This window comes from Prevotella sp. SGI.167, assembly GCF_050313615.1.
Classification (GTDB): Bacteria; Bacteroidota; Bacteroidia; order Bacteroidales; family Bacteroidaceae; genus Prevotella.
Window position 1 is genome coordinate 100,153 of record NZ_JBNPLT010000001.1, and the last position, 13,068, is coordinate 113,220.

General features: G+C 44.7%; 12 protein-coding genes. 9 read left to right on the forward strand and 3 right to left on the reverse strand.

Annotated features, from left to right (window positions below):
• Positions 1–14: 14 nt before the first annotated feature.
• Together ACQRBJ_RS00400 and ACQRBJ_RS00405 are read right to left on the reverse strand one after the other, a co-directional pair.
• A complete protein-coding gene (locus ACQRBJ_RS00400) occupies positions 15–1,226 on the reverse strand; it encodes an efflux RND transporter periplasmic adaptor subunit (RefSeq protein WP_445302603.1) in 1,212 nt (403 codons plus the stop codon).
• A 175-nt stretch (positions 1,227–1,401) separates the two neighbouring features.
• Positions 1,402–2,844 (reverse strand): CCA tRNA nucleotidyltransferase, encoded by a 1,443-nt coding sequence (locus tag ACQRBJ_RS00405; protein WP_441937295.1) that lies wholly within the window; start codon positions 2,842–2,844, stop codon positions 1,402–1,404.
• 269 nt (positions 2,845–3,113) lie between these two features.
• On the opposite strand from ACQRBJ_RS00405, the gene ACQRBJ_RS00410 reads away from it, so the two are divergent.
• The 5 genes from ACQRBJ_RS00410 to ACQRBJ_RS00430 all read left to right on the forward strand — a co-directional run bounded on the left by ACQRBJ_RS00410 (position 3,114) and on the right by ACQRBJ_RS00430 (position 8,075).
• Entirely contained in the window at positions 3,114–3,659 is a 546-nt protein-coding gene (locus ACQRBJ_RS00410) for a DUF1599 domain-containing protein (RefSeq protein WP_228117710.1), read from the forward strand.
• A 19-nt stretch (positions 3,660–3,678) separates the two neighbouring features.
• The gene (locus ACQRBJ_RS00415; protein ID WP_294967858.1) at positions 3,679–5,769 is read left to right on the forward strand and encodes a BT_3928 family protein; all 2,091 of its coding nucleotides are present in this window, start codon (positions 3,679–3,681) and stop codon (positions 5,767–5,769) included.
• Positions 5,770–5,873: 104 nt separating this feature from the next.
• Entirely contained in the window at positions 5,874–6,548 is a 675-nt protein-coding gene (locus ACQRBJ_RS00420) for an SPOR domain-containing protein (protein WP_217761832.1), read from the forward strand.
• Positions 6,549–6,636: 88 nt separating this feature from the next.
• Entirely contained in the window at positions 6,637–7,230 is a 594-nt protein-coding gene (folE, locus tag ACQRBJ_RS00425) for a GTP cyclohydrolase I FolE (RefSeq protein ID WP_294967861.1), read from the forward strand.
• Between the two features lie 89 nt (positions 7,231–7,319).
• Positions 7,320–8,075 carry an exodeoxyribonuclease III gene (locus ACQRBJ_RS00430; RefSeq protein ID WP_295346767.1) on the forward strand — a complete coding sequence of 252 codons (756 nt, stop codon included), beginning with the start codon at positions 7,320–7,322 and terminating at the stop codon, positions 8,073–8,075.
• 231 nt (positions 8,076–8,306) lie between these two features.
• Here ACQRBJ_RS00430 and ACQRBJ_RS00435 read toward each other — a convergent pair whose 3' ends face one another.
• The gene (locus ACQRBJ_RS00435; protein WP_441931750.1) at positions 8,307–8,813 is read right to left on the reverse strand and encodes a VCBS domain-containing protein; all 507 of its coding nucleotides are present in this window, start codon (positions 8,811–8,813) and stop codon (positions 8,307–8,309) included.
• 396 nt (positions 8,814–9,209) lie between these two features.
• Between ACQRBJ_RS00435 and ACQRBJ_RS00440 the strand changes: the two genes are divergently transcribed.
• The 4 genes from ACQRBJ_RS00440 (at position 9,210) to ACQRBJ_RS00455 (ending at position 13,056) form a co-directional block, all read left to right on the forward strand.
• Positions 9,210–10,436 (forward strand): zinc-dependent metalloproteinase lipoprotein, encoded by a 1,227-nt coding sequence (locus tag ACQRBJ_RS00440; protein WP_294967866.1) that lies wholly within the window; start codon positions 9,210–9,212, stop codon positions 10,434–10,436.
• A gap of 36 nt (positions 10,437–10,472) precedes the next feature.
• Positions 10,473–11,714 carry a 3-phosphoshikimate 1-carboxyvinyltransferase gene (locus ACQRBJ_RS00445; RefSeq protein WP_445302604.1) on the forward strand — a complete coding sequence of 414 codons (1,242 nt, stop codon included), beginning with the start codon at positions 10,473–10,475 and terminating at the stop codon, positions 11,712–11,714.
• A gap of 82 nt (positions 11,715–11,796) precedes the next feature.
• A complete protein-coding gene (locus tag ACQRBJ_RS00450) occupies positions 11,797–12,180 on the forward strand; it encodes a hypothetical protein (protein WP_264950773.1) in 384 nt (127 codons plus the stop codon).
• A 72-nt stretch (positions 12,181–12,252) separates the two neighbouring features.
• Positions 12,253–13,056 carry a metal ABC transporter permease gene (locus tag ACQRBJ_RS00455; protein WP_445302605.1) on the forward strand — a complete coding sequence of 268 codons (804 nt, stop codon included), beginning with the start codon at positions 12,253–12,255 and terminating at the stop codon, positions 13,054–13,056.
• Positions 13,057–13,068 lie beyond the last annotated feature (12 nt).

Consider the following 13,068-nt stretch of genomic DNA (forward strand, 5'->3'; position numbering starts at 1 on the left):
TACCTTATTATATATTACTTCTTTCCGCCCATAGCAGTAGCGAAGGCATGAGCGTTATCCTGAGACTCAGCCAACTTGGCAGCCTCAGCAATCTTCTGATTGTAGCGCTCCAGAGTGATAGGCTTGATCTGCTGACCATCGGTCAACTTGGTAATACCCTTCAAAACAATACGATCGCCTACATGAAGACCTGCAGTTACGATATAGTTCTTGCCATCATCCTGTGGATTTACCTTGATCTCAGAATACTTCACCTTGTTATCCTTGGTTACGATGTAAACGAAGATCTTATCCTGAACCTGAGAGCAAGCCTCCTGAGGGATAACGATAGCGCTGTTATGATCGTTAGGAACCACGATAGAACCTGCACCACCACTCTTCAGCAACTTCTCTGGGTTAGCGAAGTGAGCGATGAGAGAGATAGAACCGGAAGTAGCATCGATGACACCACTCATCTTAACCACCTTACCTGGGTGATTATAGATAGAACCGTCTGCCAACTGCAACTTAACAGCTGGGAACGCTGCGATGGCTGCCTGAACGCTACCATTGGTCTTAGACATGTTCAGAATCTGAGACTCAGAGAGTGAGAAGAATACCTCCATGGTGCTGATGTTAGAAACAGTTGTCAGAGCCTGACCAGAAGCGCTTACCAAAGCACCAACCTTGAAAGGAAGGCTACCTACAACACCTGCAGAAGGGCTGGTAACGGTACACCAAGACAACTGCTCGCGGGCTGAAGCCAGAGCAGCCTCTGCCTGAGCTACCTGAGCCTTAGCTGTTGCATAGCTGTTAGCTGCTGTAGAAAGTTCATATTCACCGATAATCTTGCTATCATACAACTTCTTGTTATTCTGATAAGTCAACTTAGCTGTATTTGCCTGTGCCTTAGCTGTATTTACAGCGGCAGCAGCAGAACGGACAGCAGCCTGATAGGTCTCGCTATCAATAGAGAATAAAGCCTGACCTGCTGATACAGTCTGTCCCTCGTGTACAAAAACCTTAGTGATAAAACCAGAAACCTTAGGACGTACCTCTACATCCTGGATACCCTTGATGGTAGCAGGATAGGTAGTCTGCAATGCGGCGCTGGAAGTACCGATAGTAGCCACAGCGAACTCATCGTCGCTGAAGTCAGGCAGACCGCCCTTCTTACTTCCACCACATGATGTCAACGCAGCAAGAACACAAACTGCTGCAACAAACAAAACGCTTTTAATTTTCATACCTATTTTTATATTATAATTTATTATTTAATCTTTTTACTTCCTTAAGTTACAACGCTTTTCCGCCCTCCGGCGAAAACTAAGAAACACCTCTAAGTTTTAAAGGCGCTGCAAAATTACTAATAATAAACGAATAACGGCTCGCATGGAGCCGTTATTTAACAAAAATTATTCTCTATTTTAAGTTTTCTGCATTTACAAGTCCCATCTCCTGTGCCTTCTTCATCAAAAGCTCCATCAATGGTTCCCGCTCGTTAGCCACTTTATTGTCCAGTACAGCATCCTTAAGATACTGCTTCAAGGTACCAACCTCGCGACATGGAGTAAGGTGGAACATCTCCATAATCTCATTGCCATCGATACATGGCTGGAGCAGACGTTTGTAATCACGTTCCTGCAAATCAACAAGTTTCTCACGCACCATCTTGAAATTATCCAGGAAACGCTGCTTGCGAACCTGGTTCTTGCTGGTTATATCTGCTTCGCAGAGGGTCATCAGATCGTTGATATCATCGCCTGCATCATTCAACAGACGGCGAACGGCACTATCCGTTACCTCTTCATCAGCAATCACAATCGGACGCATGTGGAGTTCCACCAGCTTCTGTACATACTTCATCTTTGCATCCATCGGCAGTTTCATACGGCGGAAGATGTTCGGAATCATCTTGGAGCCTATGATATTATGGCTATGGAAGGTCCAACCGATGCTGTTATCCCATCGCTTGCTTTTCGGTTTGCCGATATCATGGAAGAGTGCCGCCCAACGAAGCCAGAGATTATCAGAATGCTTGCATACATTCTCAAGCACCTCCATCGTATGGTCATAATTGTTCTTATGCGCTCTGCCGTTCCGTGTTTCCACCTTATCCATCACTACCAGTTCCGGCAGGATAAGGTCAAGCAGACCTGTATCCTTCAAATAATAAAATCCACTGCTAGGATGCTTAGAGAGCATAATCTTGTTCATCTCGTCACAGATGCGCTCGGCACTGATGATCTTCAGGCGCTCGGCATTACGGGAGAGAGCATCATAGGTCTCATCTTCTATCTGGAAATTGAGCTGAGTGGCAAAACGCACACAACGCATCATACGGAGCGGGTCATCAGAGAAGGTAATATCTGGGTCGAGAGGAGTGGCAATAATACCATCTTCCATATCATAAACGCCATCGAACGGATCTACAAGTTCGCCGAATCGCTTTTTATTCAAGCAGATAGCCATTGCATTGATAGTGAAATCCCGGCGGTTCTGATCATCCTCCAGAGTTCCATCTTCTACAATAGGCTTTCTGGAATCATGGTTATAGCTCTCCTTACGGGCTCCCACAAACTCCACTTCCATATCATGATACTTCACCTGAGCAGTTCCGAAATTCCGGAACACAGAGAGATATGCATTCTTTCCGAGCAATGTTTTCAAGGCAGAAGCTACCTCAATACCACTACCCACCACAACGACATCTATATCATTGGAAGGTCGCTCCAAGAAAAGATCACGCACATATCCACCAACCACATAACATTCCACAGCCAACGAATCCGCTACCTCTGAAATCTTATGAAATATATCCTTATCCAGTATTTGTGCCAGTTCGGCATTGGTCAAATTTCTCATACTCTTTTTTCTTTCGGGGTGCAAAGTTACTGCAAATCGAAGACAATACAAAATAAAAAAAGATTTTTTTTGTTTTTATTGTTGAGATGCAGCGTAACTTATCAAAAGTTACTGCAAAATGAGCGAAAAACAAAATAAATTGCGATTTATTTTTTCTTCCGAATGCAGCGTAACTTATCCAAAGTTACTGCAAATTATGTAAAATACAAAATAATTATTTGGCTATTTCATAATAAATGCGTAAATTTGCACCGAATTTCGAAATTATTATGGCAGATTTATTAAAAACAGAACAGCAGTTTAAGGCTGTCATGGGTGAATGCAGGGCATTATTTGAGAAGAAACTTCATGATTATGGAGCCTCTTGGAGAATCTTGCGCCCTTCTTCTCTGACAGACCAGCTCTATATCAAGGCTAAGCGTATCCGCTCGCTCGAAATCAAGAAAGAATCTTTGGTTGGCGAAGGCATACGTCCGGAATTCATCGCCCTTATTAATTATGGTATTGTGGGACTCATCCAGCTGGAAAAGCCATTCGTGGATGAAGTAGACATGACGCCAGAAGAGGCAATGAAGTTATATGACCTCCATGCACAGGAAGCACTGGAACTGATGCTCAGGAAGAACCATGACTATGACGAGGCTTGGCGTTCGATGAGAGTCAGCAGCTATACTGATTTCATCCTTACCAAGATTCAGCGCGTAAAGGAAATAGAAGATATCGCTGGTGCCACGCTCGTGTCAGAAGGCATTGATGCCAACTATATGGACATCATCAACTATGCCGTGTTTGGAGCCATCAAGATGAGCGAATAAGGGTAAATGAATAAATCAAATGGAGAATAAGGCTACTCATATCTTAACCAAGATTGCGGTGAATATCGGGCGATTGCTCATGGCGACAACCTTCATATTCTCAGGATTCGTGAAGGGAATGGACCCATTGGGTACGCAATACAAGATAACCGACTATCTGGAAGCACTGCATATTGACTGGATATTCCCCTCATGGAGTACACTTGGCATGTCGGTTCTGCTAGGAATGATAGAGTTTGCCATCGGTATTTTCCTGCTGTTTGCCATCCATAGGAGGCAGGTAAGCCGGATTACTCTATTCATCATGAGCGTGATGACGCTGATTACTTTATGGATAGTCATCGCAGACCCTGTAAAAGACTGCGGATGCTTCGGTGATGCCATTATCCTATCGAATACAGAGACTTTCATCAAGAACATCATCCTCCTAGCGATAGCTCTCTTATTGTGGAGAAAGCCGTTCGAAATGAAACGACTGATATCCAAGCCGACTCAATGGATCGTAATCAATTATACGTTCATCTTCTCTATCTGCGTAAGCTTATGGAGTCTGTGGACACTTCCACAATTCGACTTCCGCCCATATCATATCGGTGCCAACATCGCTAAAGGGATGGAAATACCTAAGGGAGCCAAACAGCCTAAGTTTGATACGACCTTCATTCTGGAAAAGAACGGAGAGCGAAAGGAGTTCACGATAGACAACTACCCAGACTCTACCTGGACATTCATCGACAGTAAGACGGTACAGACAGAAGAGGGATATGTGCCTCCTATCCACGATTTCAGTATCGAAGACACTCAGACGGGGCTAGACATCACCCAAGAGGTGATCCATCGTAAGGGATACACCTTCATCTTGGTTTCGCCCCATCTGGAATTTGCCGATGATGCCAATTTTGGGAACATCGATGAGATCTATGAATACGCCAATGATCATGGCTACAAGTTCATCTGCCTTACGGCAAGTACCGAAAAAGGGATCAAGCACTGGCAAGACATCACAGGCGCAGAGTATCCGTTCTATCTCACTGACGAGACCACGCTGAAGACTGTGATCCGCAGCAATCCGGGTCTGCTCTTGCTAAAAGACGGAACCATTATCCAGAAATGGAGCCACAATGATCTCCCAAATATGACGGAGATAGCAGGCAAGCCGCTGGAGCAGACAGAGATAGGTAAGATGCCGGAAGTAAGTGCAGCCAAGAAGATAGCAGGCATGGTTTCATGGTTCGTCATACCATTGGTATTACTCACCATCGCCGACAGGCTCTGGGCATGGGGCGCATGGATTAGAAAGAAAGAGAATTCAAACAGAATATTATCAACTTTTAAAAAGAAAAGAAAAATGAGAAAGAAAATTGTAGCAGGTAACTGGAAAATGAACATGAACCTGCAGGACGGTGTTGCTCTCGCTAAGGAGATCAACGAGGCATTGGTAGCAGACAAACCAAACTGCGACGTAGTAATCTGTACTCCATTCATCCACTTGGCTTCTGTAGCTCAGGTTTTGGATTCAGAGATTGTAGGTCTCGGTGCAGAGAACTGCGCAGACAAGGCTAAGGGTGCTTTCACAGGTGAAGTTTCAGCTGAGATGGTAAAGAGCACAGGTGCTCAGTACGTTATCCTCGGCCACTCAGAGCGTCGTCAGTATTATGGCGAGACAGCAGAGATCTTGAAGGAGAAGGTAGAGTTGGCTTTGGCTAACGGTTTGAAGGTCATCTTCTGCTGCGGTGAGACTCTCGAGGAGCGTGAGGCAGAGAAGCAGAACGAGGTTGTTAAGGCAGAGTTGGAGGGTTCAGTATTCCACTTGAGCGCTGAGGCTTGGAAGAACATCATCCTTGCTTACGAGCCAATCTGGGCTATCGGTACAGGTAAGACTGCTACTTCTGACCAGGCTGAGGAGATGTTGGCATACATCCGCTCTATCGTAGCTGAGAAGTATGGCAACGAGGCTGCTGAGGAGACATCAATCCTCTACGGTGGTAGCTGCAAGGCTAGCAACGCACCTGAGCTCTTCGCTAAGCCAAACATCGACGGTGGCTTGATTGGTGGTGCTTCTTTGAAGGCTGCTGATTTCAAGGGTATCATCGACGCTTGGAAGAAGTAATTAATAAGTCTACAGACTTAATAAAAAATTGAAGGGATGTTTTCTAAGTGAAGAAGCATCCCTTCTTCATCAAAACTACGATATTAATAATAAAAGGAATAGTCATGAAACAATTCGTCACATTATTGATTATCATCCTCAGTACTAGCATGACCGCTCATGCTCAAACTTACCTGGATCATCTGAAAGAGAAGAATCAGGGACAGGGTGTTGTGACCGTTCACCAAAGCAAGGCAATAGATGAATTGGTTAACGGAAAGAAGATTACGCCCCAAGACGACAAGACCAAGACTACACCACAACCACAAAAGAACGGAACAGATACTCAGCAGAAGGGAGTAACTCCTACTACTCAGCACAAACAGGGTCCAGACTCATTAAAGAAGACTGAACCTCAGCGCCATGAGACAGCCAAAGAAGGTGTCCATACAAGTAACGCGCAAAAATCAGAAACCCCAAAAGACGAAACAGACAACACTGTTGTAGACATGCGCAAGAAAGTGATGCGCAAGAGCTATAAGGTTACAGGATATAGAGTACAGGTTTATGCCGGAGGCAATTCACGCAACGACCGTCTGAAAGCAGAACAGACTGGCAATACACTCAAGATGAAATTCCCGGAACAGCCAGTATATGTTCATTTCTACTCACCAAGATGGATTTGCCGCATGGGCAACTTCCGCAACCTTAACGATGCCCGGAAGGTATTGATTAAGGTAAAAGCACTTGGATACAAGCAAGCCTGCCTCGTAAAGGGACAGATTACAGTGCAGTATTAAAAAGTGAAGAGTGAAGAATGAAGAATTCAACAGCTTTACTAATAATAAAGTTCAATGTTCAAAGCTCAAAGTTCAAAGTAAATAAGATATGAATCCAGAAACAGAATTTCGCGAGGGATTAGACGAACTCGCAGGCCACTATAAAGAAGTATTGAAACTCTTGGGTGAAGATCCTGAGCGTGAAGGTCTTGCAAATACTCCCATGCGTGTGGCTAAGGCTATGCAGATATTGACCCGCGGCTACACCCAGGATGCTCATAAGGTATTGACAGATGCCTTGTTTGATGAAAAGTACAACCAGATGGTAATTGTAAAGGACATCGACTTCTTCTCGATGTGCGAGCACCACATCTTGCCTTTCTACGGAAAGGTTCATGTAGCCTATATCCCAAACGGAAAGATTACCGGTCTCAGCAAGATAGCACGTGTGGTAGATATCTACAGCCATCGTCTGCAGGTGCAGGAACGCCTTACACAACAGATTAAGGACTGCATCCAAGAGACTTTAAATCCACAGGGAGTGATGGTTGTGATTGAAGCCAAGCACATGTGCATGCAGATGAGAGGTGTGGAGAAGCAGAATTCCATTACAACAACAAGTGATTATAGTGGCGTATTCAATTCCCTGAATACCCGTCAGGAGTTCATGAACCTGTTGAGAGGAGAAACAAAGAGAATTTAATTATTATAATGATTAGTTATTAGTGATTATTGATTGGCATGAGAGTCTATTAGTAATCACTAATCACTATAAAATAATCAATAAACACGATGTTAAGGTTTATATCCTGGAATGTAAATGGCCTTCGCGCTTGCGTTGGCAAGGACTTCGAGAACCAGTTTAAGGCGCTCGATGCAGATTTTTTCTGCCTGCAGGAAACAAAAATGCAGGAAGGACAGCTCGATCTGACCTTTGAAGGCTACGAGAGTTATTGGAACTATGCAGAAAAGAAAGGATACTCAGGTACGGCCATCTATACCAAGCACAAGCCTTTGAGCGTAAGCTACGGTATGGGTGTGGAAGAACACGACCACGAAGGCCGCATCATCACTCTGGAATATGAGCAGTTCTATCTCGTTACATGCTATACCCCCAACTCTCAGACAGAATTAAAGCGTCTGGATTATCGAATGACTTGGGAAGACGATTTTCACAAGTTTCTGAAGGCTCTTGACGCCAAGAAGCCTGTTGTAATCTGTGGTGACCTGAATGTAGCTCACGAAGAAATCGATATCAAGAATCCGAAGACCAACCGTCGCAATGCAGGTTTCACCGACGAGGAACGAGAAAAGATGACCATCCTCCTCAGCGACGGCTTTACCGACAGTTTCCGTTATCTTCATCCGGAAGAAGTAACCTATTCGTGGTGGTCTTACCGCTTCAAGGCCCGTGAGAAGAACGCAGGTTGGCGTATCGACTACTTCCTGGTATCCGACAGCATCAAAGACAGGATAACAGAAGCCAGGATTCATACAGAAATCATGGGCAGCGACCACTGTCCTGTAGAAGTTGATTTAGACATCTAATCAGATATCCCTAGAGAGACAAAAGATTCAGATATCAAATACAAAGGCAAAAGAAGGGCTGGCGAGATTTCGCCAGCCCTTTTCAGTTACGCACATATCAGAAAAAAGATGGGGATGTACCTTCCTCACGGAAGCCATCCCCATATTGGTCATATCAACATAAAATTTTAATTTATATAAGAGAGATTTTCTTTAATTCCAATGAAGAAACCGTTTCCAAGGTTTTAAATCTTACATGAACTGCTGGATTTCAGAGAGATTTCTCTTCTCTGTAGTACCATCCTTGTAAGTTACCATGAAGTAATCGTGAACAGACTTACCATTCTTGAACTGAACGACAGCCGCACCGCCTTCACGGAGCTGGAGAGTGAAGTAACCCTCACGCTTGCCATTGACATACTTGCCATGCCACTTCTCCTTACCATTCTTATAGTAGGTAGTAACCTCACCATTGAAGATAGTATTGCGATCGTTACCGAGATCTACAAAGCTGTAGCCACCCTCAGCACGGAGATTACCATTCATATAGAAGTCTTGGAACACATCCTTCTTATTGACGCCTGTGCCAGTAGTCATTAGCAGTCTGTAATAACTAGCCTGCTCTGCACTTGCTACGTTACTCATATTTTCTGCATAGAAAATAGTGTCAGCTACTACTGTTGCATTCTCTACGTGCTTACGACCGAAAGCTGCTACAGTCATAAAAGCCATCAATGAGAATAATATAACTCGTTTCATATTCTTAATTTTTTAGATTGAATTTGTTGTTGTTTATTTCTTTTTTCTGGTGCAAAGATACAATGAAATTCTCAATGTTGTATATTCTCTTAACGCAATTTTATTTTATTTTTTGCCCCAGTTTTACTTTTTCCGTGAAAACGTACACAGAATTACAATTTGTTATTTTTGCACCTCCAATTACGCACTTTGAAAGTAGTTACAAGAAATAATACCCTATTTTACCTATCATCTCTTTACATATTGTAAACTCATTTATCATTTCATGTCGTATAAAAGAAACTTTTTTTCATCAGAAACATAAACTTTTTCGCCCGTTTGCTAGCTTATGTTCATTTTATTTTGTACTTTTGCAGAAAATATATCATAAATTATATCATATAATAAGGTATACGCATGAAACATTTTACAATTTTCATCATCATATTGGCCACACTTGGGCTTTGGTCTTGCAAAGACTCAGAGGGAACCATCGGAGATTCACCCATCACTGCCAACGGACAGGATAGGGATAGTGACATCATTACGGGAGATGACTACATCTACCATCTCCCCGTCATATTCCATGTATTCTACAAAGACAGCAAAAACCCGAAACAGTATATATCCAATGCCCGACTCAAGGAGCTGCTAGACAATGTCAACGAGCTATATCAAGGCAATGTATATAATATCAGTCTCGACACCATCGAGAGTGAGAACCTCCATATACAGTTCGAACTTGCCGAATACGACCTCAATGGAAAGAAACTGAAGACGCCAGGCGTAGAATACATCAAGATAGCAGAAGACTCCCTAGACTGTGAAGAGTTCATGCGCAGCAAGTCGAACGCCAAATACTCCTGGAACCAAAACGACTACATCAATGTGATGGTCTATACCTTCAAGAATACCGATGCAACGTCGACAACTCTTGGCATCAGCAATGTACCCTACAAGGTAGCCGGTTATCCTGATTTGGAAGGCTTGACCAACGGCAAGAATTATCCGCTCAGCAAGCCAAACAGTTTCCCATACTGCGTATCCCTCAATGCCATCTATGTGGATAAGAAATACGAGGGTACCCGATATACGACCGACAAGAAGCAGAAGAATTATCAGTATAATACAGCAGATCCGAATGCCACGCTGGCCCACGAACTGGGGCATTATCTGGGACTTTTCCACACATTCTCCGAAAAGCCAGACAAGAAAGACAAATCAGAGCCGGCTGATGACGATGATGATTCAGACTATTGTCAAGATACACCTAGCTACAACAGAATAGCGTATAACAAATGGCTCGTCAGCTACATGGCAGAAGCCAAAAAGATCAAGCCAGATACGACATTCACGGTGAAACAACTTGCCAAACGCTCCAACAATCAGGGAAAAGAATGGCAGGCAGACAATCTGATGGATTACAGCATCTGCTACAGCATGCGGTTCACTCCAGATCAAGCCTATCGAATAAGACAGGTATTGTACTATTCGCCGCTCATTCCGGGTCCGAAGAAGGCAAGAACCACCACAAGAGCATGGAATGAGATGCCAGAAGAAGAATTCGACCTTCCGAATGTCTTGGCCAAGGGAAGAACCATCAGGCTGAAAGACATTCAGACCCGCACCTTCCATGACAAATAAACAGATTCAATATCATCAAACAGCAGAATATAGAATATGAAATATACAATCAAGGCTCCAAGCCAACTCAACGCAAGCATCAACTTGCCTGCATCCAAAAGTATCAGCAACAGAGCGCTCGTCATCAGTGCGATGGCAGGAAGCAACATCCAGCCCGACAACCTGAGCGACTGTGATGATACAGAGGTGATTATTGTAGCCCTCAAGGATATGCCAGAGGTCATCAACATCAAAGCTGCAGGTACTGCCATGCGATTCATGACTGCTTACCTGGCTTCTACAGAAGGTGAACACACCATCACGGGTACCGAGCGCATGCAGAGCCGCCCTATAGGCATTCTGGTAGATGCCCTTCGCTATCTGGGCGCAGACATCACCTATGAAAAGAAGGAAGGCTATCCCCCACTCCATATCAAGGGCAAGCCGCTGGAAGGAGGCCATCTGGAAATTGTGGGCAACATCAGTTCGCAATACATCTCAGCCCTCCTCATGATTGGTCCTATCCTCAAGAACGGATTGGAACTGAAACTGACAGGCGAAATTGCATCCCGACCATACATCGACCTGACGCTCTGGACGATGAGGGAATATGGTGCTGAAGCAGAATGGACTGATATGGATACCATCACCGTCAAACCGCAGCCATATAAAAGCACTCCTTATCAGATAGAAAACGACTGGAGCGCCTCTTCTTACTGGTATGAGATGATGGCCCTCAACAGCAATTCCAATTCCCTCATCAAGCTCGAAGGTCTAATGGACAGCTCCAAGCAGGGCGATTCGGTTGTGAAATACATCTTCAGTCTGCTGGGTGTAAAGAGCGAATTCGAAAGTCGCGACACCCTGAGCACTGTTGCCTTGAAGGCGAATCGCTGCCTGTTGCCGAAATTCGAATATGATTTCACGGGCTCACCAGATTTGGCTCAGACCATCGTAGTAGCCTGCTGCGCCCTTGGTGTCAAGTTCAAGTTTACCGGTCTTGCCAGTTTGAAGATCAAGGAAACCGACCGTATCGAAGCATTGAAGACGGAACTGAAGAAGGTGGGTTATGTGATTCGCGATGAGAATGACAATACGCTCATCTGGGATGGTGAAACCTGCGAGCCTACGTTCGCTCCTATCGACACCTACGAAGACCATCGCATGGCTATGGCTTTCGCTCCTCTCGCTTTCAAGTTTCCACAGATAGAAATCAACAACCCGGAAGTTGTGAGCAAGTCTTACCCACAATACTGGGAGGACCTCAAGAAAGTAGGGTTTGAAATAAGTGAAGAGTGAAGAATAAAAAGTGAAGAATTCTACAGCCTTTGCTAATCATAAAGTTCAAAGCTCAAAATTCAAAGTTCAAAGTTCAAAGTAAATGCTATATTTAGTTTTAGCCTTGGTGGTATTAGGCCTGATAAGCGCCCTGTTCGGTATCTTCTCTCATCGCAAGGGAGAGGAAGAGGAACCTTTGCAGGAAGGAGTATCGTGCAACACCTGCAATGGGGAAAACTCTAAATGCGAACAGGACTGCATGATGGAAGCAGCCATCAAGGAAATAGAATATTACGATGACGAAGACCTCGACCGGTTTGCTGGTCGCGAAGCCGATTCCTATACCGACGAAGAGGTGGAGGAATTCTCAGAGGTGCTCTATACGATGCAACCAGAAGAAGTAGCCGGCTGGAACAGAAGCCTCATTCTGCGGGGCATCAACCTTCCTAACCAGCTGAAAGATGAAGTCATCAACTTTTTAAGCTAGAATTTTACAGTTCAAACTTAAATGTTCAGCAGCTCCGCTAATTATAAAGTTCAAAGCTCAAAGTTCAAAGTAATGGATATACTGCAGTATACATTTTTCCAGAATGCGCTCATAGGAGCTTTCCTATCCAGCATCCTATGCGGATTCATCGGAACCTATATAGTTACCCGCCGACTGGTTTTCATCAGCGGCGGCATCACCCATGCCTCTTTCGGTGGCATCGGAATCGGTGTATATGCGGGGCTCAACCCCATTTTCTCAGCCATGGCTTTTGCCATACTGAGTGCTTTTGGCGTACAATGGATTTCCAGGAAGAAAGACGTGCGCAAAGACTCTGCCATCGCCATGTTCTGGACACTGGGAATGAGTGTGGGCATCATCTGCTGTTTCCTTACACCCGGATTCATGCCCGATCTTCCCTCCTTCCTCTTTGGCAGCATCCTAGCCATCGATAGTGCTGACTTGTGGCTGCTGGGCGGTCTCACCCTCATCGTTGCGCTGCTCTTCACATTCCTGCTGCGCCCCATTCAGAACATTGCTTTCGACAGCACGTTTGCCAGGTCGCAGCACCTGCCCGTCACAGCCATAGAATATTTGATGATGACGCTCATCGCCATGACCATTGTAGCCACGCTGAAGATGGTGGGCATCGTACTCGCCATCAGCCTGCTTACCATTCCGCAGATGAGCGCCAATCTCTTTACCAACAATTACAGGAACATGATTGCCGTCAGCATCCTGCTGGGATGGATAGACTGCCTGGTGGGATTATATGCCAGCTATCTGCTCAACGTGCCTTCAGGCGCCACCATCATATTCGTCAGCATCATCCTCTTTGCCCTCGCCAAGGGATATAAGATGCTCCGGCATTCATAAAGATAATATAAT

What these genes read in the sequence shown, in the direction of transcription:
- folE (WP_294967861.1), top strand. Translation starts at nt 6,637, where the DNA reads ATGAATCCAGAAACAGAATTTCGCGAGGGATTAGACGAACTCGCAGGC.
- ACQRBJ_RS00450 (WP_264950773.1), top strand. Translation starts at nt 11,797, where the DNA reads ATGCTATATTTAGTTTTAGCCTTGGTGGTATTAGGCCTGATAAGCGCC.
- ACQRBJ_RS00445 (WP_445302604.1), top strand. Translation starts at nt 10,473, where the DNA reads ATGAAATATACAATCAAGGCTCCAAGCCAACTCAACGCAAGCATCAAC.
- ACQRBJ_RS00410 (WP_228117710.1), top strand. Translation starts at nt 3,114, where the DNA reads ATGGCAGATTTATTAAAAACAGAACAGCAGTTTAAGGCTGTCATGGGT.
- ACQRBJ_RS00415 (WP_294967858.1), top strand. Translation starts at nt 3,679, where the DNA reads ATGGAGAATAAGGCTACTCATATCTTAACCAAGATTGCGGTGAATATC.
- ACQRBJ_RS00420 (WP_217761832.1), top strand. Translation starts at nt 5,874, where the DNA reads ATGAAACAATTCGTCACATTATTGATTATCATCCTCAGTACTAGCATG.
- ACQRBJ_RS00405 (WP_441937295.1), bottom strand. Translation starts at nt 2,844, where the DNA reads ATGAGAAATTTGACCAATGCCGAACTGGCACAAATACTGGATAAGGAT.
- ACQRBJ_RS00400 (WP_445302603.1), bottom strand. Translation starts at nt 1,226, where the DNA reads ATGAAAATTAAAAGCGTTTTGTTTGTTGCAGCAGTTTGTGTTCTTGCT.
- ACQRBJ_RS00430 (WP_295346767.1), top strand. Translation starts at nt 7,320, where the DNA reads ATGTTAAGGTTTATATCCTGGAATGTAAATGGCCTTCGCGCTTGCGTT.
- ACQRBJ_RS00455 (WP_445302605.1), top strand. Translation starts at nt 12,253, where the DNA reads ATGGATATACTGCAGTATACATTTTTCCAGAATGCGCTCATAGGAGCT.
- ACQRBJ_RS00440 (WP_294967866.1), top strand. Translation starts at nt 9,210, where the DNA reads ATGAAACATTTTACAATTTTCATCATCATATTGGCCACACTTGGGCTT.
- ACQRBJ_RS00435 (WP_441931750.1), bottom strand. Translation starts at nt 8,813, where the DNA reads ATGAAACGAGTTATATTATTCTCATTGATGGCTTTTATGACTGTAGCA.